This window comes from Erwinia phyllosphaerae, from assembly GCF_019132875.1.
GTDB classification, from domain to species: Bacteria; Pseudomonadota; Gammaproteobacteria; order Enterobacterales; family Enterobacteriaceae; genus Erwinia; species Erwinia phyllosphaerae.
Window position 1 is genome coordinate 188,798 of record NZ_JAHSPF010000007.1, and the last position, 26,085, is coordinate 214,882.

Genomic DNA, 26,085 nt, shown 5'->3' on the forward strand with positions numbered 1-26,085 from the left:
AGGCCGTTGATTCTGAAGCAGAGCAGCAGGATGAAACGCATCTGCGCGAGGCTTTCGATGCTCAACAACAGGCTCGCTATGGGGAACCGGCTGCGGCTGAAGCAAGTGCGGAAGATGAGGAAGAAATCCGACATCAGGCCGAGCTTGCCCGCCAGTTTGCCGGGCAGCAGAGCGAGCGCTATGCCGGGCAGCGAAGTACCTCGGCGATGGTAGCAAATACCGCGGGTGCTTTTGATTTCTTACCGGCGGAAGAGGCGGCTAAAGTCGAAGGCGCTTCGTTTACGTCATCAGCTGCGGCGGAGCCAGTCAAACCAGCACCGTCGTGGCAGCAGCCAGCGCAGCAGCAGGAACCTGAGCAGCCAGCTACACCGTCATGGCAGCGGCCAGCACCACAGCAGGAACCTGAGCAGCCAGCTATACCATCATGGCAGCAGCCAGCCTCGCAGCAGGAGCCTGTACAGCCAGCTACACCGTCATGGCAGCGGCCAGCGCAGCAGCAGGAACCTGAGCAGCCAGCCGCTCCTTCGTGGCAGCGATCAGCACCGCAGCAGGAGCCTGTACAGCCAGCTACACCGTCATGGCAGCGGCCAGCGCCACAGCAGGAGCCTGTGCAGCCAGCCGCACCTTCGTGGCAGCAGCCAGCCCCACAGCAGGAGCCTGTACAGCCAGCTACACCTTCGTGGCAGCGACCAGCGCCACAGCAGGAGCCTGTACAGCCAGCTATCCCTTCGTGGCAGCAGCCAGCACGGCAGCAGGCTCAGCCAGCTACACCTTCGTGGCAGCGGCCAGCACCACAGCAGGAACCTGAGCAGCCAGCCGCTCCTTCGTGGCAGCGACCAGCACCGCAGCAGGAGCCTGAGCAGCCAGCTACACCTTCGTGGCAGCGATCAGCACCGCAGCAGGAACCTGAGCAGCCAGCTACCCCTTCGTGGCAGCAGCCAGTACAGCAACCGGAGCCTGCGCCAGAAATAAAGGTGGAAGATAGCCTGTTCCACCCATTCCTGGTGCGTCATGAGCAGCCGCTGGAAAAACCAACCACGCCACTGCCAACGCTGGACTTGCTGACGGCTCCACCAGCGGAAGCCGAGCCGGTAGATATGTTTGCGCTTGAGCAAACGGCACGGCTGGTTGAAGCTCGCCTGGGCGACTATCGCGTCAAAGCAGAAGTCGTGGGTATCTCTCCAGGACCGGTTATTACACGGTTTGAACTGGATCTGGCACCTGGCGTTAAGGCTGCTCGTATTTCTAATCTGTCACGCGATTTGGCCCGTTCGCTTTCCGCAGTAGCGGTACGCGTCGTGGAAGTTATTCCCGGTAAGCCGTATGTGGGTCTTGAATTGCCTAATAAGCATCGCCAGACCGTCTATATGCGTGAAGTACTGGAATGCGACATGTTCCGCGATAATCCTTCGCCGCTTTCCGTGGTGTTGGGTAAGGATATCGCTGGAGAGCCGGTCGTGGCCGACCTGGCAAAAATGCCGCATTTACTGGTAGCGGGTACTACCGGCTCGGGTAAATCCGTTGGCGTAAACGCCATGATTATCAGCATGCTCTATAAAGCCACGCCGGAAGAAGTGCGCTTTATCATGATCGACCCGAAAATGCTTGAGCTGTCGGTTTATGAAGGTATTCCGCATCTGTTAACAGAAGTGGTTACCGACATGAAGGACGCGGCTAACGCATTGCGCTGGAGCGTGGGCGAAATGGAGCGCCGCTATAAGCTTATGTCTGCGCTGGGCGTGCGTAATCTGGCTGGCTATAACGAGAAGGTCAGGCTGGCGGAAGAGATGGGGCGTCCGATTCCGGATCCGTTCTGGAAGCCGGGCGACAGCATGGAAACGTCGCCGCCAATGCTGGAAAAGCTGCCTTATATCGTGGTGCTGGTTGACGAGTTTGCCGATCTGATGATGGCGGTAGGCAAAAAAGTGGAAGAGCTGATTGCCCGTCTGGCACAGAAGGCGCGTGCGGCAGGTATTCACCTTGTACTGGCAACGCAGCGCCCGTCGGTAGATGTCATCACCGGCCTGATTAAAGCCAACATTCCAACTCGTATTGCCTTTACGGTTTCCAGCAAGATCGACTCGCGTACGATCCTCGATCAGGGCGGTGCCGAATCGCTGCTGGGTATGGGCGATATGCTGTATATGCCGCCAAACTCCTCAATGCCGGTACGCGTGCACGGTGCTTTCGTCAGGGATGAGGAAGTGCATGCAGTGGTTCAGGACTGGAAAGCTCGCGGTCGTCCGCAGTATATAGAAAGCATCACTGCGGGCGAAGAGAGTGAAAGCGCTGCCATGGGACTTGATGGCGACGAAGAACTCGATCCGCTTTTCGATCAGGCTGTGTCGTTTGTTGTTGAAAAACGTCGCGCCTCGATATCTGGCGTTCAGCGGCAGTTCCGCATCGGTTATAACCGAGCGGCACGCATTATTGAACAGATGGAAGCGCAGAGCATAGTTTCGCCGCCGGGCCACAACGGCAATCGCGAAGTGCTTTCACCGCCGCCGCATGAGATGTAACGCGTAACCAACGGGCCGGATTATCCGGCCCGTTGAATTTCCAGCGATTGTCTCCATATCATATCCGTGTAATCAGCTAATTCCCCTGTTGTTATCTCTGCCGCCTGGCTACAGTTAAGGCTGCCCGCTAACCGGGATAAAAAAGTTTCAATAAGGATGCCGTAAATGAAAAAATTGACGATCACATGCTGCCTGCTTGCTTCTTTTGCTTCTGCCAGCGTCATGGCCGATGCCTCTGCTGATTTACAGCAGCGCCTGGATAAAGTAACCAGTTTTCATGCCAGCTTTACCCAAAAAGTTACCGACGGCAGCGGCCAGTCCGTTCAGGATGGGGAAGGCGAGCTGTGGGTAAAACGTCCCGATTTATTCAACTGGCACATGACCGCGCCCGATGAAAGCGTACTGATTTCCGATGGCAAAACCCTGTGGTTTTACAACCCGTTTGTTGAGCAGGTCAGCGCGACCTGGTTGAAAGACGCCACCAGCAATACGCCATTTATGCTGATCGCTCGTAACCAGCGCAGCGACTGGAAGCAGTACAACATTAAGCAGCTTGGTGACAACTTTGAGCTGACGCCAAAATCGACCGACGGCAACCTGAAACAGTTTACGATTAACGTTTCAACCAACGGTACCATTAACCAGTTCAGCGCGGTGGAGCAGGATGGTCAGCGCAGCAGCTACAGCCTGAAAAGCCAGCAAAACGGCGCGGTTAATCCTGATAAATTCCGCTTCACTCCGCCAAAAGGCGTGACGCTGGACGATCAACGTCAGTGAGGTCAGCGTGAGCAACCTGTCTCTGGATTTTTCCCATAACGAGTTTCAACCCCTGGCCGCGCGCATGCGGCCTCGGACGCTGGCTGAATATATCGGACAGCAGCATCTGCTGGCTTCCGGCAAACCTTTGCCGCGCGCTATCGAAGCCGGACATCTGCATTCGATGATCCTCTGGGGGCCGCCAGGCACGGGTAAAACCACGCTGGCGGAGATTATTGGTCACTACGGCCAGGCTGACGTTGAGCGCATCTCCGCTGTTACCTCCGGCATCAAGGAAATTCGGGAGGCGATTGAGCGAGCGCGGCAAAGTCGTCATGCCGGACGGCGTACCATTCTGTTTGTTGATGAGGTTCATCGCTTTAATAAAAGCCAGCAGGATGCGTTTCTGCCGCATATTGAAGATGGCACTATCACTTTTATCGGTGCCACTACTGAGAATCCCTCATTTGAGCTAAATTCTGCATTGCTTTCCCGCGCGCGCGTTTATCTGCTGAAGTCTCTGACCACTGAAGATATTGAGCAGGTCCTGGATCAGGCGATGAAAGATGGCGAGCGGGGCTACGGTAAGCAGAATATCATCCTGCCGGATGATACCCGCAGGATGATAGCCGAGCTGGTAAATGGCGATGCTCGTCGTTCACTGAACACGCTGGAAATGATGGCCGATATGGCAGAAGCGGATAGCAAAGGCCAGCGTATCCTGACGCCACAACTGCTTACTGAAGTATCCGGCGAGCGGAGCGCCCGCTTCGATAATAAAGGCGATCGCTTTTACAACCTGATTTCAGCGCTACATAAATCGGTGCGCGGTTCCGCGCCTGACGCGGCACTTTACTGGTATGCACGAATCATTACGGCAGGCGGCGACCCGCTATATGTCGCGCGCCGCCTGTTAGCTATCGCTTCAGAAGATGTTGGCAATGCCGATCCCCGGGGTATGCAGGTAGCGATTTCCGCCTGGGATTGCTTTACCCGGGTTGGGCCAGCGGAAGGTGAACGAGCTATCGCCCAGGCTATCGTCTATCTGGCCTGCGCGCCGAAAAGCAACGCCGTCTATACCGCTTTTAAAGCGGCGATGCGTGATGCACGCGACAAGCCCGATTTTGATGTTCCCGAGCATCTACGCAACGCGCCAACGAAGCTAATGAAAGAGATGGGGCTGGGCGCAGAATATCGTTATGCGCACGATGAGCCCGGCGGTTATGCCGCAGGAGAGAACTATTTTCCGGCTGAAATGGCACAGACGCGTTATTACCAGCCAACCTCTCGCGGGCTGGAAGGGAAGATTGGTGAAAAGCTCGCCTGGCTTGCCGGACAGGATCAAAATAGCCCGACAAAACGCTATCGCTGACCCCCGCCTTGCGGTAAGGTTAGCAAGGAATTCAACGCATTCTCCGGGATGCGCCCATCTCTTTTTACTAATCACAGGACAAGCATGCTCGATCCCAATCTGCTGCGTAATGAGCCAGACGCAGTCGCTGAAAAACTGGCACGCCGGGGCTATAAGCTGGACGTTGATCTGCTGCGCTCGCATGAAGAACGCCGCAAGGTTTTGCAGGTCGAAACCGAAACGCTGCAGGCTGAACGCAATTCCCGATCCAAATCTATCGGGCAGGCCAAGGCGCGTGGGGAAGATATCGAGCCGTTACGTCAGGAAGTGAACGCGCTGGGCGAACGCCTGGACGCGGCCAAAGCGGAACTTGATGCGTTACAGAATGCCATTCGTGATGTGGCCCTGGCCATTCCTAATATCCCTGTTGACGAAGTGCCGCCAGGCAAGGACGACAGTGAAAATCAGGAAATCAGCCGCTGGGGCGAGCCGCGCAAGTATGATTTTGCGGTACGCGACCACGTGGAGCTGGGCGAGATGGCTGCCGGTCTGGATTTTGCCGTCGCCGCTAAGCTGACTGGTTCACGTTTTGTGGTAATGAAAGGGCAGATTGCCCTGATGCACCGCGCGCTTAGCCAGTTTATGCTGGATCTGCACACGGAACAGCACGGCTATCTGGAAACCTACGTTCCCTATCTGGTTAACCACGCAACGCTTTACGGAACGGGACAATTACCAAAATTTGGTGAAGATCTTTTCCATACGCGTCCACTGGAAGAAGAAGCTTCCGCCAGCGACTATGCGCTGATCCCAACGGCCGAAGTTCCTCTGACCAACCTGGTCCGTGACGAAATTCTGGAAGAAGAATCGCTGCCGCTGAAGTTTACCGCCCATACGCCATGCTTCCGTTCTGAAGCCGGCGCCTATGGTCGTGATACCCGCGGTCTGATTCGTATGCATCAGTTCGACAAAGTTGAAATGGTGCAGATTACCCGTCCGGAAGATTCCATGCAGGCGCTTGAAGAGCTGGTCGGCCATGCCGAAAAAGTTCTCCAGCTGCTTGAGCTGCCTTATCGTAAAGTGCTGCTCTGCACGGGCGATATGGGCTTTGGCGCATGTAAAACTTATGACCTGGAAGTCTGGTTACCGGCGCAGGATACCTATCGTGAGATCTCATCCTGTTCGAATATGGGTGATTTCCAGGCGCGCCGCATGCAGGCTCGCTGCCGCAGCAAAACCGAGAAGAAACCGCGTCTGGTCCATACGCTCAACGGTTCTGGCCTTGCTGTAGGCCGTACGCTGGTCGCGGTGCTGGAAAACTATCAGCAGGCGGACGGCCGTATTGCCGTGCCGGAGGTTCTGCGACCTTATATGAAAGGGCTTGAGTTTATCGGCTAGTTTCCCTTTCTGATAAAAAACCTGTGGCTTAACGGCCGCAGGTTTTTTTTATTTGTCGCGGTGTAACGCTGCCGCTTTAACGCCTGTCATATCCAGCAATAAATATAATCGATTAAAAATTCCTCTTTGTTTTATTTCCTTTTATTTCAATGATATAAATTTAATTTCAGCATTTTGAACATTATTTGGCTTTTTACGGATAAAAAAAATAAATCGGCCCACGGCAAATTGTGCGGTGGCCAAATTCAGGCCGTTGACTTTAATCCGGCTGGTGGCATTATTCGCGCAAAATCATCTCTCTTTTGGTCGTCTCCTGACTATGTCAACCTGGTCCCGTCCCGTTATTATGCTGCTCTGCGGTTTACTGCTGCTGACGATTTCTGTCGCCGTGCTGAATACGCTGGTGCCGCTCTGGCTTACGCACGATTTACTGCCTACCTGGCAGATTGGTGCCGTCAGCTCCGCTTATTTTACCGGCAACCTGGTCGGAACATTAATGGCGGGATGGCTAATTAAGAGACTGGGCTTTAATCAGGCCTATTATATTGCGACAGCCTTATTCGCCCTGGCGACGGCCGCTATGGGTCTCGAACAGGGGTTCTGGATGTGGTCGATCTGGCGCTTCGTTGCCGGCATTGGCTGTGCGCTGATCTGGGTCGTCGTGGAAAGTGCTCTGTTATGTAGCGGCACGTTACGCAACCGGGGACGACTACTCGCTGCCTACATGATTGTTTACTACCTTGCGACGGTTATCGGCCAGCTGTTAGTCAGCAAGATTTCTACCGAACTGCTGCATACGCTGCCGTGGGTAACCGCTCTTATCGTTGCCGCTATTTTGCCGCTGGTTTTCACCCGAATTACGGCAAAAGGCGAGAGCGAAGAGGCTCCCGGACGGATGTGGTCCATGCTGCGCCGCCGCAGCGCCAGGCTGGGGATCAATGGCTGTATTATTTCCGGGATACTGCTTGGCTCGCTGTATGGATTAATGCCGCTCTATCTTTCTCATCAGGGTATGAGCGATGCAACAGTAGGCTACTGGATGGCTTTGATGGTCAGCGCAGGCATTATCGGCCAGTGGCCGGTTGGCCGTCTTGCGGATCGCTATGGCCGTCTGCTGGTGCTGCGCGTGCAGGTCTTTGGCGTGATTTTGGGCGCGCTGGCAATGCTCAGCAATGCCGCAATGGCACCAGCCTTGTTCGTGCTGGGCTGTGCCGGGTTTACGCTTTATCCGGTCGCTATGTCGTGGGCATGCGAGAAAGTGGCCCACCATGAGCTGGTCGCAATGAACCAGGCGCTGCTGCTGAGTTACACCACCGGCAGCCTGGCCGGACCAGCACTTACTTCTATGCTGATGCAAAGCTATTCCGACCGCGTGCTGTTTGTCACTATTGCTACGGTAGCGCTGGTTTATCTGGCTATGCTGCTACGTAAGGCCGACCGTCACGCTACGCCGATCGCCCATGCCTGATCGGCTTTGGTAGAGTGAGCGGGTTTCTTCCGCTCGCTAATACATTACCTTGTGGCCGTACTCTTCCAGGATATGCTTGACCCGCTCCATCGTTTCCGTCCTGGGAGGATGCACGCCGTCAAGCTTGTACTCTTCGCCCATCGCCAGCCATTTATGTTTACCCAATTCGTGATAGGGCAGCAGCTCTATTTTTTCTACATTGCCCATATCACGCGTAAATGCACCCAGCCGATGCGCCGAATCATCGTCATCGGAATAACCGGGCACCACGACAAAGCGTATCCAGGTACGAATATTCTTTTTGGCAAGATAGCGAGCAAAATCCATAGTGCGATGGTTAGAGACGCCAACCAGAATCTGATGGATGTCATCGTTTATCTGCTTTAAATCCAGCATTACCAGGTCGGTTACTTCCAGCAGCTCATCAATCACCGGATCGTAACGACGCACAAAGCCGTTGGTATCCAGGCAGGTATTGATTCCTTCAGCACGGCAAGCGCGAAACCAGTTGCGCACGAACTCTGCCTGCAGAATGGCTTCGCCGCCGGAAGCGGTAACGCCGCCGCCCGATGCGTTCATAAAGTGGCGATAGGTCACCACTTCCTTCATTAGCTCTTCAACCGTAATCTCCTGACCGCCGTGGGTATCCCAGGTGTCACGGTTGTGGCAATAGAGGCAGCGCATCAGGCAGCCCTGAAAGAAGGTGATAAAGCGGATGCCGGGGCCGTCAACGGTCCCGCATGATTCAAACGAGTGGATACGGCCTTTTACTGACATTGCGATGTTTTCTCCACGGTAATCCCGCCTTCAGGCAGGGACGCAGTCTGCAGCTGCGTTAAGTCTTTTTTGCCAGCGACCCACAAGATGGCTGGCAAAACAGACTAAAAAAGCTCCGGCGACCCGGAGCTTTTACTCTTTACATGGTTTTAGTGAAGGTACGGGTAATCACATCCTGCTGTTGTTCTTTCGTCAGGGAGTTAAAACGCACCGCGTAACCTGAAACACGAATGGTCAGCTGAGGATATTTCTCTGGATCGTTCATCGCCTCCAGCAGCATCTCGCGGTTCATGACGTTGACATTCAGATGCTGCCCACCTTCGATGCTGGATTCGTGATGGAAATAGCCATCCATCAGACCGGCAAGGTTAGCCTTACGGACATCATCATCTTTACCCAGGGCGTTAGGCACAATGGAGAAGGTGTAGGAGATACCATCTTTCGCATAGGCAAAAGGCAGTTTCGCTACGGATGTCAAAGAGGCGACAGCACCTTTCTGGTCACGTCCATGCATTGGGTTTGCGCCCGGGCCAAATGGTGCGCCTGCGCGGCGACCGTCTGGCGTATTACCTGTTTTTTTACCGTAAACCACGTTGGAGGTAATTGTCAGCACAGACTGCGTTGGTACCGCGTTGCGATAGGTCTGCAGCTGCTGAATTTTCTTCATAAAGCGTTCGACGAGGTCGCAGGCGATATCGTCCACGCGCGCATCATTATTACCAAACTGCGGATATTCACCCTCAATTTTGAAATCTACCGCCAGGCCATCTTCATCACGTAAAGGTGAAACTTTAGCGTATTTGATAGCGGACAGTGAATCGGCAGCCACAGACAGACCGGCGATACCGCAGGCCATGGTGCGGTAAACGTCACGATCGTGCAGCGCCATCAGTGAAGCTTCGTAACTGTATTTGTCATGCATATAGTGAATGACGTTCAGGGCGGTTACATACTGTTTTGCCAGCCAGTCCATAAAGTGATCCATACGGCCCAGCACTTTGTCATAGTCCAGCACGTCGTCCATCATTGGCGCTTCTTTCGGGCCCACCTGCATTTTAAGCTTTTCATCCATGCCACCGTTAATGGCGTAAAGCATGGTTTTAGCGAGGTTGGCGCGTGCACCGAAGAACTGCATCTGTTTGCCCACGATCATTGGGCTAACGCAGCAGGCGATAGCGTAATCGTCGTTATTGAAATCCGGGCGCATCAAATCGTCATTCTCATACTGTACGGATGACGTATCGATAGAAACCTTGGCCGCAAATTTCTTAAAGTTCAGCGGCAGCTTTTCAGACCAGAGAATGGTCATATTAGGCTCAGGTGAGGGGCCCATCGTGTAAAGCGTATTCAGGAAGCGGAAGCTGTTTTTAGTGACCAGCGTACGCCCGTCAACGCCCATGCCTGCCAGTGACTCTGTCGCCCAGATAGGGTCGCCGGAGAAGAGTTCGTCATACTCTGGCGTGCGCAGGAAGCGAACCATACGCAGTTTCATTACCAGATGGTCAATCAGCTCCTGAGCGTCCTGCTCGGTGATTTTGCCAGCCTGCAGATCGCGTTCAATATAGATATCAAGGAACGTAGAAACGCGGCCAAACGACATTGCCGCGCCGTTTTGCGATTTGACCGCGGCCAGATAACCAAAGTAGGTCCACTGTACGGCTTCCTGAGCGCTTTTCGCTGGTTCAGAAATATCGCAGCCATATTTTGCAGCCATCTCTTTAATCTGCTGCAGCGCACGATGCTGATCGGCAATTTCTTCGCGCAGGCGGATAGTCGCTTCAAGGTTAACGCCATTTTCAAGATCGCTTTGCAGTGAAGTGAACTGAGCAAACTTGTCTTTCATCAACCTGTCGATGCCGTAAAGGGCAACGCGACGATAGTCACCGATAATGCGGCCGCGACCATAAGCATCCGGCAGCCCGGTTAATACACCCGATTTACGGCAGCGCAGAATGTCGGGCGTATAAACATCGAAAACGCCCTGGTTATGTGTTTTACGGTATTCGGTAAAAACCTTTTTCAGGCCGGCATCCAGTTCGCGTCCGTAAACTTTACAGGAGCCTTCCACCATTTTGATGCCGCCAAAAGGGATCAGGGCGCGCTTAAGAGGCGCTTCAGTTTGTAAGCCAACAATGGTTTCCAGTTTGCGATCGATATAACCGGCGTCATGAGAGGTAATGGTGGAAGCCAGATCGGTATCAAAATCCACCGGCGCATGGGTACGGTTTTCCAGCTTAATGCCTTCCATCACCTTATCCCACAGGGCCGTGGTTGCCGGTGTCGCGCCACTCAAAAATGCTTCGTCACCTTCATAGGGAGTATAGTTTTTTTGAATGAAGTCACGGACGTTGATGCTGTTCTGCCATTCGCCTTGTGCAAAGCCTGCCCAGGCAGCTGCCTGGTTTACATTTTGCTCGCTCATGTGATCACCTTTTAAATGAAGTTCTTTTATTCCTGCTGCCTGGCAGCAAGGTCAAATCCTGTTGCTGGCAATCAGTGATGATCGCCGTCCCGCAAATAGATAACCCAGTACGTCAGGCCGACCAGCAGCCCACCGCCGATAATATTGCCGAGGGTGACGGGGATAAGATTATCGATAATAAAATTAATGACCGTCAGATCTGAAAAGTGTGCCGCTGTTGTCCCGGTGGCTTGCCAGAAAGCTGGCGAAGCGAAGTCTTTGATAACGATAGCCATGGGGATCATGAACATATTGGCAATGCTGTGCTCAAACCCGCTGGCAACGAACATGGCAACCGGCAACACCATAGCCAACATTTTGTCCGTCAGGCTGCGCCCGGAATAGCTCATCCAGACCGCCATGCATACCATCAGGTTTGCGAGCGTGCCGAGACAGACGGCTTCAAGAAAAGTATGGTGCATTTTATGGTCAGCCGTTTGCAGAACATTTAACCCCCATGCACCATTTGCCACCATATACTGGCCAGCAAACCAGATCAGCCCGACAAAAAACATCGCGCCAAAGAAATTCCCGATATAAACGTTAATCCAGTTACGGGCCAGCTGCCCCCACGTAATGCGTCCGCTGGCTTTCGCCACCATGGTCAGAACGGTCGAGGTAAACAAGTCTGCCCCGCACACCACCACCAGCATCAGCCCCAGAGAGAAGCACAGGCCGCCGATCAGTTTTGCCACGCCATACGGCATGGTTTCCGTGCCGGTGGTGGCAGTGATATAAAAAACAAAAGCGATGGAAATAAATACGCCCGCGGTGATAGCCAGAAAAAAAGTGGTAAAAGGGTGTTTTGCTGCTTTATAGACGCCCGCTTCTTCAGCGACTTTAGCCATTTCAGACGGCAGGAGTAAATCGAACGGATTGCCAGCTTTCACACTAACTTCTCCTGAAATTATTGAACGATGAAATAATAACAAAGGAGTACGGCAGGAAAATTGATATAGATCATATTGAAACGGTACATTGCCGTTTCGAACAGGGAAGAAAAGCTTATTTTTTTCTTAAATTATTGATAATAAAGCTTAAAATAAATTTTAAAGTAGCTATATATTTTTTAAGGCTTAATGGAGCGCGCCCGGCAACCTTATTCTAATATATCGGCGTTTTTTATTTTTGCAGAAATAATCCGGCAATCTTTTCTAATCTTAAATAAAATTAATATTTAAGTCTGGTTAAAGCTGGTCTTAAAAAGCCCGCCTGTTCTGGCGGGCTAAAAAATTATTTCCAGTAGCGACGCTTAGCCTGCTGCAGCTTCTCGTAGGCTGCGAGTAGCGCCTGATGCGCCGGGAAGGCCAGCAAATCTTCATCCACGCTCTGCAAACCATAAAAAGGCGCTTCGCCGCTAATGGCGGCGGAAGCGGCATCTACGGCTTCCTGACCATACATACGGACAAATGCATGGTGATATTGCACAGGATCGCGTTCATCTTCCTGGCTTAGCAGCAGCAGCGTTTGCAGGCAGCGATAGTAGTTAGCCCGCTCTGGCGTAAAGATAGAAGCGTTGAATTCCATCGTCCACTCTGTCCAGATTAGCGCCTGATCGATATCACCGCCTGCCAGTGCCAGCATGGCTTTCAGTTCGCCAATACGCAGCGTATACCAGCCGTTATCTTTACCCGTTGCCAGGCCCAGCAATTCGCGTACGCGAGTAAAGTCATCGTGGCCGTCTTCGTCCAGACGCTCGATCAGTGCAAGATAATCTTCTTTTTCCCACTGGCTGTCAGGCAGAGAAAGCAGCGTTTCTCGCAAATAGGCGCCCATGCTGTTATTGGCCAGCAACAGATCTTCCGCAGGATAAATATCAGACATGCCGGGAACGATAATACGGCAGGCATAAACGTCAAGGTGTTGATAATCTGCGATATAAACTTCTTTATCTTCCGCGTTGAATATTGCCATCAGCGTGGCAAATTCTTCTTCGGTCGATCCGGCAAAGCTCCAGTCAACAAACGGATAGTCCGCGTCGTCTTTGAACATATCCCAGGAGATCAGGCCGCTGGAATCGATAAAGTGGGTTTCCAGATTAGCGTGCTCAGCCACTTCTTCATCGTCAAAGGTCGGTGGGGTAAAGACATCCAGATCTTTCAGCCCACGTCCCTGAAGCAGTTCGGTTACGGTACGCTCCAGCGCTACGCCGAAGTCAGGGTGCGCGCCAAAGGAAGCGAAGCAGGTGCCGTTTTGCGGGTTGAACAAGACTACGCAGATCACCGGATAATTGCCGCCGAGCGAGGCATCATAAGAGAAGATCGGGAATCCTTCTGCTTCCAGCTTTTCAATCGATTCCACTACGCCCGGATAACGGTTAAGCACGTCCTGTGGAATCACGGGCAGGCTGATTGACTCGGCGATAATGCGGTTTTTGATATAGCGCTCGAAAACTTCGGACAGCCCCTGTACGCGCGCTTCGTTAGCGGTATTGCCCGCTGACATGCCGTTAGAAACATAGAGATTACCGATGATGTTCATCGGAATATAAACCGTCTCCTGGTCAGACTGACGCGTGAAGGGCAGGCCGCAAATACCGCGCGCGGCGTTACCAGACTGCAGATCGATTAAATCGCTGGCGTTCAGAGAGGCTTCCGGATCGTAAAAATCTTTCAGGCGCGGATCCAGAATGCCTTCCGGCAGGCTATCGTCATCCGGTAACGGGAACCACTTTTCATTCGGATAATGGACAAAGTCGCCGTTAGCGATAGTGTTGCCTAACCAGAAATCTGCAAAAAAGTAGTTTGTTGACAGGCGCTCAAAATATTCACCCAGCGCGGAAGCCAACGCCGCTTTTTTGCTGGCACCCTTGCCGTTAGTGAAGCAAAGCGGACAGTCACGGTCACGAATATGCACGGACCAGACGTGAGGAACCGGGTTCAACCAGGAAGCTTCTTCGATATTGAAGCCCAGATCCTGTAATTTTTGCTGGAAGCGTGAGATAGAGTCTTCCAGTGCGGCATCTTTGCCTGGAATATAGGTTTGCGTCATAGTGCCCACTCATTTTGGGTTGTGTCGAAAGCGCGCAATGATACGGGGTTTCCCGTAGGTTCGCTATGCGACGAAATGTTTTATCCCGGCTATTGTGGCATTTCCGCTCTCTGAGATCCGGTATGAAAATAACTCCGCTGGAAGGGCCTCACAAAATATCGCTTCTGTTGCAATTCACGCTACATACTGTTGCGGCGCACGGCGCATAACTGGTCGGTTGACCTGATTAAACATTGCAGCGTCCGGATGGCAATGATAAAACCGATAGCAGAATCGATACCGATTGAACTGAAAGTGGTGAGGGGAAATGAGCCAGGTTTTCAATTTTAGCTCCGGTCCAGCAATGCTGCCGGTAGAAGTGCTACGTCGTGCCGAACAGGAACTCTGCAACTGGCGGGGGTTAGGTACCTCCGTTATGGAGATTAGCCATCGCAGTAAAGAGTTCACTCAGGTTGCGGTAGAAGCAGAAAGTGATTTTCGCGATCTGCTGAAAATCCCCTCAAATTACAAAGTATTGTTTTGCCACGGCGGCGCGCGCGCGCAGTTCGCGGCTATCCCTATGAATCTGCTGGGTGACCATACTACGGCGGATTATGCCGATGGCGGTTACTGGGCGCATAGCGCGGTAAAAGAAGCGGAAAAATACTGTAAGCCTAATGTTATTGACGTTAAGACTACCCTTGACGGGCTACGCGCGATTACTCCGATGAGCAGCTGGGCGCTTTCAGATGAAGCAGCCTATGTGCACTATTGCCCTAACGAAACGATCGATGGCGTAGCCATCAACGAAGAGCCAGATTTTGGTGATAAAGTTGCGGTAGCTGACCTGTCATCAACCATTCTTTCACGGCCTCTTGATATTAATCGCTACGGCGTACTTTACGCAGGCGCGCAGAAGAATATTGGTCCCGCTGGCTTAACGCTGGTGGTGGTACGTGAAGATTTGCTGGGCCATGCTCAGAAAGCGCTGCCGTCCATTCTTGACTACAAGGTGTTAAGCGAAAACGACTCTATGTTTAATACGCCGCCAACCTTTGCATGGTATCTTTCTGGCCTGGTATTTAAGTGGCTGAAAGAGCAGGGCGGCGTGGCAGAGATGGACAAGCGTAATCAGGCTAAGGCCGATCTGCTTTATGGCGTTATCGATAACAGCGATTTTTATCGTAATGATGTCGCCATCGCGAACCGTTCACGCATGAATGTGCCTTTCCAGCTGGCGGACACGGCGCTGGATAAAGTTTTTCTTGAGGAATCCTTTGCCGCCGGTTTACACGCCCTAAAAGGCCACCGTGCGGTGGGCGGCATGCGCGCTTCAATTTACAACGCAATGCCGCTGGCAGGCGTAAAAGCGCTGACCGATTTTATGACGGATTTTGAACGTCGTCACGGTTAAACCTTTTACCCGGTTTTGATACTGAAACCTCGCCATAGCGCGGGGTTTTATCGCATTTTATCTGGAGAATAAGTTTCACATGCAGGAATCCCTGACTTTACAACCTGTCGCGCTGGTAAACGGCACCGTTAATCTGCCTGGTTCAAAAAGCGTTTCCAACCGCGCTTTGTTGCTGGCAGCACTGGCAAAAGGTACTACTCGCCTGACTAACCTCCTGGACAGCGATGACGTGCGTCATATGCTTAACGCTTTGCAGGCACTGGGCGTAAGCTTTACGCTTTCTGAGAGCCGGACAGAGTGTGAAGTGGTTGGTCAGGGTGGCCCGTTACGGTCAGAACACCCGCTGGAGCTGTTTTTAGGCAATGCGGGCACCGCGATGCGCCCGCTGGCCGCTGCGCTTTGTCTGGGCGCTAACGATGTCGTACTGACGGGTGAGCCGCGGATGAAAGAGCGTCCGATTGGTCATCTGGTTGATGCACTGCGTCAGGGCGGCGCGCAGGTGGATTACCTTGAGCAGCAGGATTACCCGCCGCTGCATATTAAGGGCGGTTTCAGCGGCGGCAATATTGCTGTTGACGGTACGGTTTCAAGCCAGTTTTTAACCGCGCTGTTAATGACGGCTCCTCTGGCTCCCCAGAACACGACCATCACTATCAAAGGGGAACTGGTTTCTAAACCCTATATAGATATCACGCTTAATCTGATGCGGGCCTTTGGCGTGACGGTGGAAAACGATAATTACGGTGTATTTCATATCAAGGGCTGCCAGAATTACGTTTCGCCAGGCGATTACCTGGTGGAAGGCGACGCTTCTTCTGCCTCCTATTTCCTTGCCGCAGCCGCCATTAAAGGCGGTACGGTTAAAGTCACGGGGATTGGCCGCGGCAGCATGCAGGGCGATATCCGCTTTGCTGACGTGCTGGAAAAAATGGGCGCGGTTATTGAATGGGGCGACGACTATATCGCCTGTACGCGCGGCGACCTGAACGCTATCGATCTGGATATGAATCATATTCCTGATGCCGCAATGACTATTGCTACCGCTGCGCTGTTTGCCAAAGGCACCACGGTAATGCGCAATATTTATAACTGGCGCGTAAAAGAGACGGACCGTCTGGCCGCCATGGCGACTGAACTTCGTAAGGTTGGCGCGGAAGTAGAAGAAGGGTACGATTACATTCGCGTAACGCCACCTGAAACGTTAACGTATGCCGAAATCGGCACCTATAACGATCATCGTATGGCAATGTGTTTCTCGCTGGTGGCGCTGTCTGATACGCCTGTTACTATCCTCGATCCAAAATGCACCGCCAAGACTTTCCCTGACTATTTCGAGCAGCTTGCTCGTCTTAGCCAGCCCGCATAAGTTAGCCATCCCGCTGCATTCTGGTGCAGCGGGATGCGAGCTATCTCACGCTCTGAAGATCTGTTTTTTTGTTTAATCCTCATTCGCCTGTCGATTAATTTCAGCACGTCTATGCTTAAGGGGTAACGATCGGGGCTTTAGCCGCGTATAATATGCGTCGAAATTTGCCTGAGCAGGTTAGACAGGCATTCCACCGACAGGAGAACGACATGACGCCTATAGCCCAGGTGATCACTATTGATGGTCCAGGCGGTGCCGGTAAGGGAACCTTGTGCAAAGCCATGGCTGAAGCGCTTAACTGGCATCTACTGGATTCAGGCGCTATTTATCGCGTGCTGGCGCTGGCCGCATTGCATCATCATGTAGATATCACCTCTGAAGAAGCGCTGGTTCCGATCGCCGCGCATCTTGATGTTCGCTTTGTTTCAAAAGATGGCGAGATGGAAGTGATCCTTGAGGGTGAAAACGTCTCCAGCGAAATTCGTACTCAGGACGTCAGCAATACGGCTTCAAAAGTTGCCGCTTTCCCTCGAGTGCGGGAAGCGTTACTGCGTCGCCAGCGCGGATTTCGCGAGGCGCCAGGGCTAATAGCGGATGGTCGCGATATGGGAACCGTCGTGTTTCCGGATGCCGCCGTGAAAATTTTCCTGGACGCCAGCTCTGAAGAGCGAGCCCATCGTCGTATGCTACAGTTGCAGGAGAAAGGCTTTAGTGTTAACTTTGAACGCCTTTTATCCGAGATAAAAGAGCGCGATGAGCGTGACCGTAACCGTGCGATTGCACCGTTAAAGCCAGCAGAAGATGCGCTGGTACTGGATTCAACCAGTATGTCAATCGAGCAAGTGATTGAAAAAGCTTTAAATTATGCCAGAGAAAAGCTGTCACTGCCGTAAGCCTCGCGATAACCGATTTTTTTAACCCTTTGATATGGACGTCATGGGGCATGTGAAACAACCCCATCCGGCAGGAAGTCAGATGGACGTTAAATTGAAGAATCCTGAAGATTATCAATATGACTGAATCTTTTGCTCAACTATTTGAAGAATCCTTAAAAACAATCGAAACCCGCCCGGGTTCCATCGTTCGTGGCGTTGTTGTCTCTATCGACAAAGACGTAGTTCTGGTTGATGCGGGTCTGAAATCTGAATCTGCAATTCCTGCAGAGCAGTTCAAGAACGCAGCCGGCGAACTGGAAATCCAGGTAGGCGACGAAGTTGACGTTGCTCTGGACGCAGTAGAAGACGGCTTCGGTGAAACCCTGCTGTCCCGTGAGAAAGCTAAGCGTCACGAAGCATGGATCACGCTGGAAAAAGCTTACGAAGATGCTGAAACTGTTACCGGTGTTATCAACGGCAAAGTGAAAGGTGGCTTCACAGTTGAGCTGAACGGTATTCGTGCGTTCCTGCCAGGTTCACTGGTAGATGTGCGTCCGGTGCGCGACACGCTGCACCTGGAAGGCAAAGAGCTTGAGTTCAAAGTAATCAAGCTGGATCAGAAACGTAACAACGTGGTGGTTTCACGTCGTGCGGTTATCGAATCCGAAAACAGCGCAGAGCGCGATCAGCTGCTGGAAAACCTGCAGGAAGGCATGGAAGTTAAAGGTATCGTTAAGAACCTGACTGACTACGGTGCATTCGTTGATCTGGGCGGCGTTGACGGCCTGCTGCACATCACTGACATGGCATGGAAACGCGTTAAGCATCCAAGCGAAATTGTCAACGTGGGCGACGAAATCACTGTTAAAGTGCTGAAATTCGACCGCGAGCGTACCCGCGTTTCTCTGGGCCTGAAACAGCTGGGCGAAGATCCATGGGTCGCTATCGCTAAGCGTTACCCGGAAGGTACTCGTCTGACTGGCCGCGTGACCAACCTGACCGACTACGGCTGCTTCGTTGAAATCGAAGAAGGCGTTGAAGGCCTGGTACACGTGTCAGAAATGGACTGGACCAACAAAAACATTCATCCGTCTAAAGTTGTTAACGTTGGCGATGTTGTTGAAGTTATGGTTCTGGACATCGACGAAGAACGTCGTCGTATCTCCCTGGGTCTGAAGCAGTGCAAATCTAACCCATGGCAGCAGTTTGCAGAAACCCACAACAAGGGCGACCGCGTTGAAGGTAAAATCAAGTCAATCACTGACTTCGGTATCTTCATCGGCCTGGACGGCGGTATCGACGGCCTGGTTCACCTGTCTGACATCTCCTGGAACGCTACCGGAGAAGAAGCAGTTCGTGAATACAAGAAAGGCGACGAAATCGCAGCCGTGGTTCTGCAGGTTGACGCAGAGCGCGAGCGTATCTCCCTGGGCGTTAAGCAGCTGGCAGAAGATCCGTTCAACAACTACATCTCTCTGAACAAGAAAGGTGCCATTGTTAACGGTAAAGTAACTGCAGTTGACGCTAAAGGTGCTACAGTTGAACTGGCTGACGGCGTTGAAGGTTACCTGCGTGCTTCTGAAGCATCTATCGACCGCGTAGAAGACGCAACTCTGGTTCTGAACGTTGGCGACGATGTTGAAGCCAAGTTCACCGGCGTTGACCGTAAAAACCGCGTTGTTAGCCTGTCTGTTCGTGCAAAAGACCAGGCTGACGAGAAAGAAGCCATCAACACTGTTAACACCAAACAGGAAGAAGGCAACTTCTCTAACGCTATGGCTGAAGCGTTCAAAGCAGCTAAAGGCGAGTAATTGCGCTTGCATCAGGGCAGCTCTGCTGTCCTGAAGCCGTTACTGTCAGAGCTTTTTCCCACAGGGATTAACCGGAGGATTTATGACCAAGTCAGAACTGATTGAAAGACTTGCTGGCCAGCACTCTCATATTCCGGCGAAAGTCGTTGAGGATGCGGTAAAAGAGATGCTTGAACACATGGCCACTACGCTGGCGCAGGGTGAACGCATCGAAATCCGGGGCTTCGGCAGTTTTTCTTTGCACTACCGCGCACCTCGTACCGGACGCAACCCTAAAACGGGTGATAAAGTTGAGCTGGAAGGTAAATACGTTCCGCACTTCAAGCCCGGTAAAGAATTACGCGATCGCGCAAATATTTACGGCTAAAGCTTCCGCATTACACTGCAATAAAACGACACTTCGGTGTCGTTTTTTTTGCTTTAAAAACAGGCTAACTGAAGCGTTTTGACTGCTGTTTTTAACTATCTGAACTTCTCTCGCATAAATACTGCAACCCGCTGTAATTCACTCCTTCTCTTTGCGCTATCTCTTCTGAAAGAGAAAAGTGCTGGCTGATTCATTTACCCAAGCCTTGCATACTCTTCGTTGTCGTTACAAAGGAGAGATGCTGATGGCTTACAGCCTGAGCCGACTGGCAGCAGGGATGATTACCGCAACGCTGCCGCTAATCTGGTTACCTTATTTGCCGGAGGCGCGCTATAACTGGGTGCCTGTAGCGCTGGCCGGGATTTTAATTGCTGTTAAAAAAGGCAAAGAGGCCGCTATTTTTCTTATGCTTTTTTTCTGGGCTCTGATGCCTGCTCAACGTCTTTTGCAGCAAACAACGTTCCTCTCTGCCGGGCCGGTGAACGCTACCGTCAGGATTAAGCAGTTACTGCCTCAGTCACAAAAAATCAAGGTGCGGATTGTCAGCGTGGGGGAAAAAAGGCTCTTTCCACCCGTTTATGCGTTAATCAATTCGCCTGAGATAAACCAGGCGTTTTGCGCCGGGCAGCGCTGGCAAATGACGCTTCGCCTGAGGCCGGTGCATGCCCGGCTTAACCAGGGCGGCTTTGATGCTCAACGTTTTGCGCTGGCTAACAGCACACCGCTAACGGGGAAAGCGCTGGCGTTAAATCCTGTCGATCTTAACTGTAGCTGGCGGGAAAGCATTATTCAGCGAAGCCAGAAACACCTTCAGACATTGCCCTGGCAGTCAGTGCTGCTCGCGCTGGCTTTTGGTGACCGAACTACGCTCAGCAGCGAGATAAAAACCGTGCTGCGCGAAACCGGTACGGCGCATCTGATGGCCATATCGGGAATGCACATTGGCCTGGCCGCCAGCTCAGGCTGGCTGCTGGCGAGGATAATCCAGCTATTTTTCCGCAGCCACTGGATAGGCTATCGCTTTCCTCTGGGATGTGGTCTGGTACTGGCGTTAATCTATAGCTGGCTATCCGGTGGGAGTCCGCCAGCTGTAAGGGCGATACTTGCCTTAACGATCTGGAGCCTGCTTCGCCTGACAGGCAAAAACTGCACCAGCGGACAGGTACTAAACATTGCTATTGGCACAATTCTTTTTTTCGATCCGCTAAGCGTGCTATCAGACAGCCTGTGGTTATCCGCAACGGCAGTGGCAAGCCTGCTGCTCTGGTATCACTGGTTTCCTCTGGCTGGCCGCTTTTCAAAACAAAAGAAATGGCTGTTATTACGGCTGCTTCACCTGCAGCTCGGTCTTTTTGTCCTGTTAATGCCGCTACAGATCTTCATTTTCCACGGCATCAGCGTAAGCGCATTGCTGGCAAATTTGTGGGCAGTACCGTTAGTGACTTTATTAACGGTCCCGCTACTGCTTGGCGCAATCCTGCTGCTTCCTTGCGCGCCGCTGAGCCAGTTTTTATGGTGGCTGGCAGACTGCTCGCTTGCACTGGTATTCAAACCGCTATTTTTATTGCCAAAAGGCTGGATTGGCGTAAGCGAACAGGTTTTATGGCTGAGCCTGTTCTGCTTGCTGATGATGGCAGTCTGCCGTTTTCACTGGTGGCGTAGTTCACCTCTGACCGTGGTCAGTTTCTGTCTGGCTTTGTTGTGCTGGCGGCTAAATATTAAAGAACCTGAATGGCGCCTGGACATGCTGGATATTGGACACGGGCTAAGCATAGTCATTTCACAACGTGGTAAAGCGGTCATTTACGATACGGGCAACAGGTGGGGCAGTGGTGATGCCGCGCTCAGTCAGATAGTGCCCTGGCTACGCTGGCAAAGGCTGACCGTACAGCAGATTATTTTAAGCCATGGCCATCTCGATCATATCGGCGGCCTTAACAGCCTGCGCGCTAATTTTCCTGCGGCGACCATCCGTAGCGGATTAAACCTGCCCGGACATCTGCCTTGTCAGAAAAACCTCAGCTGGCGCTGGCAAAGCCTGACGTTTAAAGTCCTGTGGCCGCAAAAGATGACGATACCCAGCGGCAATAACCAGTCCTGCGTCATTCTGGTCTCCGATGGTAAGAGGAAAATCTTGCTGACGGGCGATATTGAAACGCCAGCCGAGCTGAAACTGGTCAGTTTTTATGGTGATAGATTGCGAGCCGATATCATTCAGGTACCCCATCATGGTAGCGGCACATCCTCTTCGCCGCCGCTGCTCAGAAAAGTCGCAGGTAGCGTCGCGTTGGCCTCCGCCGCGCGCTATAACGCATGGAAATTGCCTGCTAAACGTATTATCACACGCTATCATGAAAACCATTATCGCTGGTACGACACCGCCGCCGATGGACAAATAGCCCTTGAATTTTATAGAGAAAACTGGCGTGTTTTAACCTATAGAGCGCAAATAATGCCCCGCTGGTACCATCAGTGGTTTGGCGTAGCCCGTTATTCCAGGTAGAATGAGCGGCTATTTCAATTAGAAGCTGGTTAACTAATGCATCAGGACAAAGATCTCTCCACCTGGCAGACATTCCGACGCCTCTGGCCGATGATCAAACCATTTAAAACGGGACTGGCAGTCTCTTCTGTCGCTCTTATCGTCAACGCAGCAGGTGATGTGCTGATGATGTCCTTGCTAAAACCGCTGCTGGATGACGGTTTCGGCAAAGCAGATTCTTCCGTACTGGTCTGGATGCCGCTGGCCGTAATCGGATTAATGTTGGTACGTGGCGTCTCCAGCTACATCTCCAGCTACTGTATTTCATGGGTTTCTGGCAACGTGGTGATGTCGATGCGCCGCCGTCTGTTTAGCCATATGATGGGCATGCCGGTCGCCTTCTTCGATCAGCAATCTACCGGCACACTGCTGTCGCGAATCACCTATGATTCGGAGCAGGTGGCCTCATCCTCTTCCAGCGCGCTGGTCACCGTGGTGCGTGAAGGTGCATCAATTATCGGTCTGTTTATCATGATGTTTTACTACAGCTGGCAGCTGTCGGTCATCCTGATTTTACTGGCACCGGTGGTTTCTTTCGCTATTCGCACCGTGTCAAAACGCTTCCGTAGCATCAGTAAAAACATGCAGAACACCATGGGGCAGGTGACCACCAGTGCTGAGCAGATGCTAAAGGGCCATAAAGAAGTCCTGATTTTTGGCGGTCAGCAAATTGAGAGCCAGCGGTTTGACGTCGTCAGTAACCGCATGCGGCAGCAGGGCATGAAGCTGGTTTCCGCTTCCTCCGTCTCCGATCCTGTTATCCAGCTGATCGCTTCGCTGGCGCTGGCTTTTGTCCTTTATGCCGCGAGTTTCCCAAGCGTGATGGCGACCTTAACAGCCGGTACTATTACCGTGGTGTTTTCATCAATGATCGCGCTTATGCGACCGCTGAAATCCCTGACCAACGTCAACGCGCAGTTCCAGCGCGGCATGGCGGCCTGTCAGACGCTGTTTTCCATTCTGGATAGCGAGCAGGAAACGGATACCGGTACCCGGGTAATCGAACGCGCTCGCGGTGATATTGAGTTCCGTAACGTGACCTTCACCTACCCCGGGCGTGAAACGCCGGCGCTGCATAACATCAATTTGTCTATCCCGGCAGGGAGAACGGTGGCGCTGGTAGGACGTTCTGGCTCGGGGAAATCAACCATTGCCAGCCTGATGACGCGTTTTTACGACATTCAGCAGGGCGAAATCCTGATGGATGGGCATGATTTACGTGAATACACGCTCAGTTCGTTACGTAATCAGGTCGCGCTGGTTTCGCAAAATGTTCATCTCTTTAACGATACCGTGGCCAATAACATTGCCTATGCGCGCAACGAGCAATACAGCCGTGAAGATATCGAAAAAGCGGCGACCATGGCGCACGCGATGGATTTCATTAACAAAATGGATAACGGGCTGGATACGGTCATCGGTGAAAACGGCGTGCTGCTCTCGGGCGGACAGCGCCAGCGCATTGCGATTGCACGCGCGCTGCTGCGAGACTGCCCAATCCTTATTCTTGATGAGGCAACGTCTGCGCTGGATACCGAATCGGAGCGGGCCATTCAGTCAGCGCTGGACGAGCTGCAGAAAAACCGTACCTCGCTGGTGATCGCTCACCGTCTTTCCACTATTGAAAAAGCCGATGAAATTGTGGTGGTGGAAGATGGGCATATCGTAGAGCGCGGCAGTCATGCCGAGCTGCTGGCGCATAAAGGCGCCTACGCTCAGCTGCACAAAATGCAGTTTGGTAATGATTGAACGCCTCTGGAGCGGCCGGTCAGCGCTATGGCGACTGCTGCTGCCGCTCAGCTGGCTGTACGGATTAATCAGCCAGCTGCTGCGCTATAGCTACGTTTGGGGCTGGCGTAAAGCCTGGCAAGCGCCTGTGCCTGTAGTCGTTGTGGGTAATCTGACCGCGGGCGGCAACGGTAAAACGCCGGTGGTTATCTGGCTGGTGCAGGCGCTGCAGCAGCGTGGTTTACGCCCTGGCGTGGTCTCCCGGGGCTACGGCGGTAAAGCCCAAACCTATCCGTTAAGGCTTAATGAGCAGACAACCACGCGCGAAGCAGGGGATGAACCGGTACTGATTTATCAGCGGACCGGCGCGGCGGTCGCCGTTTCTCCCCGGCGCAAAGAAGCCGTGCAGGCATTGCTGAGCCAGAACGATATTGACATCATTATTACCGACGATGGCCTGCAGCATTATGCGCTGGCGAGGGATTTTGAAATCGTGGTGGTTGATGGCCAGCGTCGTTTTGGCAATGGCTGGTGGTTGCCGGCAGGCCCAATGCGCGAACGGGCTTCACGGTTGCAAAGTGTGGATGCCGTGATTACCAATGGCGGCAACGCGCATGCAGGTGAAATACCTATGCAGCTGGCACCGGGTTTCGCGGTCAATCTGCTGACTCGCCAGACTTTGCCTTTAACCTCTCTGGTAAACGTGGTCGCAATGGCCGGTATCGGTCATCCGCCTCGTTTTTTCGCTACGCTTCGCCAGCAGGGTATTGTGCCGGTTAAAGAGGTTCCCTTTGCCGATCATCAGGACTACAGCGCCGGGCAGCTGGCATCACTGGTCGATGAAAATCAGATTCTGTTAATGACTGAAAAAGATGCGGTGAAGGCGCGCGGTTTTGCCGCAGCAAACTGGTGGTATTTGCCGGTTGATGCCGAACTGCCAGTGACTCAGGGCAATGAGTTACTGGAGCGTATTGTGTCCCTTAAGTCGCCGAAAAATCATTAAATCGCTAAACTGAATGCACCTTACCAGACAGGTGCATTATGTCTTCTTATTCTCTTTCTCTGCCGCAAGCGCGGAATGTTCATCTGGCTGCACAGGGCCTGCTGCAGCCGCCTCGACGTAAGGCGCAGTTTAGCGACCTCGTTAATGCTGTGCGGCAAATGTCTTTGTTGCAGATTGACACCATCAATGTAGTGGCTCGCAGTCCTTATCTGGTACTTTTTAGCCGCCTTGGCGACTATCCGCAGAGCTGGCTGGAAGAGGCCTTATCGACCGGCAAGCTTTTTGAGTACTGGGCGCACGAAGCCTGCTTCATTCCATCCGAAGACTATCCTTTGCTGCGCCATCGCATGCTTGCGCCAGAAAATATGGGCTGGAAATATAATCAGCAGTGGGTGAACACATGGCAGCAGGAAATTACACAGCTTCTGGCCCATATTGAAAAGCACGGGCCAGTCAGATCAGCCGACTTTGCCGCGCCTGAAGGACAAAAGTCCGGCTGGTGGTCGTGGAAGCCGCACAAACGTCACCTGGAAAACTTGTTTACCTCTGGCGAGCTGATGGTTGTTGAGCGCCGTAACTTTCAGCGCGTTTACGATTTGCGTCAGCGCGTGCTTCCCGAGTGGGATGATGCCGTTCACGCACTCAGCGAAAACGACGCCGTCATGCAAATGTTGCGTAACAGCGCGCGCAGCCTGGGCATATTTCGCCCGGCCTGGCTTGCTGATTATTATCGGCTTAAGCGCGCGCCGGTAAAAGAAGCGCTGGGCGAATGGCTGAGTAGCGGTGAGGTGGTGCCGGTAGAAGTTGAAACGCTGGGGCTGTGCTATCTGCATTGTTCACAGCTACCGATACTGCAAACTGACCCTGAAGCTACCTGCACAACGCTGCTTTCACCTTTTGATCCGGTTGTATGGGATCGCAAGCGTGCGCTGGAGCTGTTTGATTTTAACTATCGACTGGAATGCTATACGCCAGAAGCAAAGCGCCAGTATGGCTATTTTGTGTTACCGATTTTGCATCGCGGCGCGCTGAAAGGCCGTCTTGATGCCAAAATGCTACGTAAAGAAAAAAGACTACTGGTAAAGCAGCTGTGGCTGGAAGCGGGAGTAAAGATAAATGCTTCGCTACTGAACGATTTGCGCCAGGCCATTACGCGTTTTGCTCGCTGGCAGGGAGCCGAAACAGTTCTTTTATCTCATCTGCCGCGCGAAGCCAGCGACATGCCGCTGGAATGGACAATATAAAGCGTCCGGGGAGGTTAACCGCTCATGGAAGAGCT

General features: G+C 52.7%; 16 protein-coding genes and 2 pseudogenes. 14 read left to right on the forward strand and 4 right to left on the reverse strand.

Annotated elements, in window-relative coordinates; genetic code table 11:
* Window positions 1-344: 344 nt before the first annotated feature.
* From KUE00_RS21975 to KUE00_RS14145, 5 genes and pseudogenes are all read left to right on the forward strand, one after another.
* Window positions 345-2,519 (forward strand): annotated as a pseudogene (locus tag KUE00_RS21975) (DNA translocase FtsK); the annotation flags it as partial.
* A gap of 165 nt (window positions 2,520-2,684) precedes the next feature.
* On the forward strand, window positions 2,685-3,296 hold the full coding sequence (lolA, locus tag KUE00_RS14130; protein WP_246760530.1) for an outer membrane lipoprotein periplasmic chaperone LolA: 612 nt from the start codon (window positions 2,685-2,687) through the stop codon (window positions 3,294-3,296).
* Between the two features lie 7 nt (window positions 3,297-3,303).
* Window positions 3,304-4,647 (forward strand): replication-associated recombination protein A, encoded by a 1,344-nt coding sequence (locus tag KUE00_RS14135; protein WP_246760531.1) that lies wholly within the window; start codon window positions 3,304-3,306, stop codon window positions 4,645-4,647.
* A gap of 84 nt (window positions 4,648-4,731) precedes the next feature.
* Window positions 4,732-6,024, forward strand: a complete 1,293-nt coding sequence (gene serS, locus KUE00_RS14140; protein WP_246760532.1) for a serine--tRNA ligase — start codon at window positions 4,732-4,734, stop codon at window positions 6,022-6,024.
* A 319-nt stretch (window positions 6,025-6,343) separates the two neighbouring features.
* A complete protein-coding gene (locus KUE00_RS14145; protein WP_246760600.1) occupies window positions 6,344-7,492 on the forward strand; it encodes an MFS transporter in 1,149 nt (382 codons plus the stop codon).
* Window positions 7,493-7,528: 36 nt separating this feature from the next.
* On the opposite strand, the gene pflA is transcribed toward KUE00_RS14145, so the two are convergent.
* The 4 genes from pflA to ycaO form a co-directional block, all read right to left on the reverse strand.
* Window positions 7,529-8,269: a pyruvate formate lyase 1-activating protein gene (pflA, locus tag KUE00_RS14150; protein ID WP_246760533.1), complete on the reverse strand. Its 741-nt coding sequence runs from the start codon at window positions 8,267-8,269 to the stop codon at window positions 7,529-7,531.
* Between the two features lie 139 nt (window positions 8,270-8,408).
* On the reverse strand, window positions 8,409-10,691 hold the full coding sequence (gene pflB, locus KUE00_RS14155) for a formate C-acetyltransferase (RefSeq protein WP_246760534.1): 2,283 nt from the start codon (window positions 10,689-10,691) through the stop codon (window positions 8,409-8,411).
* A gap of 71 nt (window positions 10,692-10,762) precedes the next feature.
* Window positions 10,763-11,620: a formate transporter FocA gene (gene focA / locus KUE00_RS14160; protein WP_246760535.1), complete on the reverse strand. Its 858-nt coding sequence runs from the start codon at window positions 11,618-11,620 to the stop codon at window positions 10,763-10,765.
* Between the two features lie 343 nt (window positions 11,621-11,963).
* A complete protein-coding gene (gene ycaO, locus KUE00_RS14165) occupies window positions 11,964-13,721 on the reverse strand; it encodes a 30S ribosomal protein S12 methylthiotransferase accessory factor YcaO (protein ID WP_246760536.1) in 1,758 nt (585 codons plus the stop codon).
* Window positions 13,722-14,028: 307 nt separating this feature from the next.
* On the opposite strand from ycaO, the gene serC reads away from it, so the two are divergent.
* From serC to KUE00_RS14210, 9 genes and pseudogenes are all read left to right on the forward strand, one after another.
* Entirely contained in the window at window positions 14,029-15,114 is a 1,086-nt protein-coding gene (gene serC, locus KUE00_RS14170) for a 3-phosphoserine/phosphohydroxythreonine transaminase (RefSeq protein ID WP_246760537.1), read from the forward strand.
* Between the two features lie 79 nt (window positions 15,115-15,193).
* Window positions 15,194-16,480 (forward strand): 3-phosphoshikimate 1-carboxyvinyltransferase, encoded by a 1,287-nt coding sequence (gene aroA / locus KUE00_RS14175; RefSeq protein ID WP_246760538.1) that lies wholly within the window; start codon window positions 15,194-15,196, stop codon window positions 16,478-16,480.
* A 209-nt stretch (window positions 16,481-16,689) separates the two neighbouring features.
* Window positions 16,690-17,373: a (d)CMP kinase gene (gene cmk / locus KUE00_RS14180; RefSeq protein WP_246760539.1), complete on the forward strand. Its 684-nt coding sequence runs from the start codon at window positions 16,690-16,692 to the stop codon at window positions 17,371-17,373.
* Window positions 17,374-17,492: 119 nt separating this feature from the next.
* On the forward strand, window positions 17,493-19,166 hold the full coding sequence (rpsA, locus tag KUE00_RS14185) for a 30S ribosomal protein S1 (RefSeq protein ID WP_125288723.1): 1,674 nt from the start codon (window positions 17,493-17,495) through the stop codon (window positions 19,164-19,166).
* A 61-nt stretch (window positions 19,167-19,227) separates the two neighbouring features.
* Window positions 19,228-19,533, forward strand: a pseudogene (gene ihfB, locus KUE00_RS14190) (integration host factor subunit beta); the annotation flags it as partial.
* 244 nt (window positions 19,534-19,777) lie between these two features.
* Complete coding sequence (locus tag KUE00_RS14195; RefSeq protein WP_246760540.1) at window positions 19,778-22,036, forward strand: ComEC family protein; 2,259 nt, start codon at window positions 19,778-19,780, stop codon at window positions 22,034-22,036.
* A 36-nt stretch (window positions 22,037-22,072) separates the two neighbouring features.
* Window positions 22,073-23,824 (forward strand): lipid A ABC transporter ATP-binding protein/permease MsbA, encoded by a 1,752-nt coding sequence (gene msbA, locus KUE00_RS14200; RefSeq protein WP_246760541.1) that lies wholly within the window; start codon window positions 22,073-22,075, stop codon window positions 23,822-23,824.
* Window positions 23,817-24,806, forward strand: a complete 990-nt coding sequence (lpxK, locus tag KUE00_RS14205; protein WP_246760542.1) for a tetraacyldisaccharide 4'-kinase — start codon at window positions 23,817-23,819, stop codon at window positions 24,804-24,806. Before msbA ends, lpxK begins: the two co-directional genes overlap by 8 nt.
* Window positions 24,807-24,844: 38 nt before the next feature.
* Entirely contained in the window at window positions 24,845-26,050 is a 1,206-nt protein-coding gene (locus tag KUE00_RS14210) for a winged helix-turn-helix domain-containing protein (protein WP_246760543.1), read from the forward strand.
* Window positions 26,051-26,085: the final 35 nt, after the last annotated feature.

What these genes read in the sequence shown, in the direction of transcription:
- lolA (WP_246760530.1), top strand. Translation starts at nt 2,685, where the DNA reads ATGAAAAAATTGACGATCACATGCTGCCTGCTTGCTTCTTTTGCTTCT.
- serS (WP_246760532.1), top strand. Translation starts at nt 4,732, where the DNA reads ATGCTCGATCCCAATCTGCTGCGTAATGAGCCAGACGCAGTCGCTGAA.
- KUE00_RS14145 (WP_246760600.1), top strand. Translation starts at nt 6,344, where the DNA reads ATGTCAACCTGGTCCCGTCCCGTTATTATGCTGCTCTGCGGTTTACTG.
- pflA (WP_246760533.1), bottom strand. Translation starts at nt 8,269, where the DNA reads ATGTCAGTAAAAGGCCGTATCCACTCGTTTGAATCATGCGGGACCGTT.
- pflB (WP_246760534.1), bottom strand. Translation starts at nt 10,691, where the DNA reads ATGAGCGAGCAAAATGTAAACCAGGCAGCTGCCTGGGCAGGCTTTGCA.
- ycaO (WP_246760536.1), bottom strand. Translation starts at nt 13,721, where the DNA reads ATGACGCAAACCTATATTCCAGGCAAAGATGCCGCACTGGAAGACTCT.
- serC (WP_246760537.1), top strand. Translation starts at nt 14,029, where the DNA reads ATGAGCCAGGTTTTCAATTTTAGCTCCGGTCCAGCAATGCTGCCGGTA.
- aroA (WP_246760538.1), top strand. Translation starts at nt 15,194, where the DNA reads ATGCAGGAATCCCTGACTTTACAACCTGTCGCGCTGGTAAACGGCACC.
- cmk (WP_246760539.1), top strand. Translation starts at nt 16,690, where the DNA reads ATGACGCCTATAGCCCAGGTGATCACTATTGATGGTCCAGGCGGTGCC.
- rpsA (WP_125288723.1), top strand. Translation starts at nt 17,493, where the DNA reads ATGACTGAATCTTTTGCTCAACTATTTGAAGAATCCTTAAAAACAATC.
- KUE00_RS14195 (WP_246760540.1), top strand. Translation starts at nt 19,778, where the DNA reads ATGGCTTACAGCCTGAGCCGACTGGCAGCAGGGATGATTACCGCAACG.
- msbA (WP_246760541.1), top strand. Translation starts at nt 22,073, where the DNA reads ATGCATCAGGACAAAGATCTCTCCACCTGGCAGACATTCCGACGCCTC.
- lpxK (WP_246760542.1), top strand. Translation starts at nt 23,817, where the DNA reads ATGATTGAACGCCTCTGGAGCGGCCGGTCAGCGCTATGGCGACTGCTG.
- KUE00_RS14210 (WP_246760543.1), top strand. Translation starts at nt 24,845, where the DNA reads ATGTCTTCTTATTCTCTTTCTCTGCCGCAAGCGCGGAATGTTCATCTG.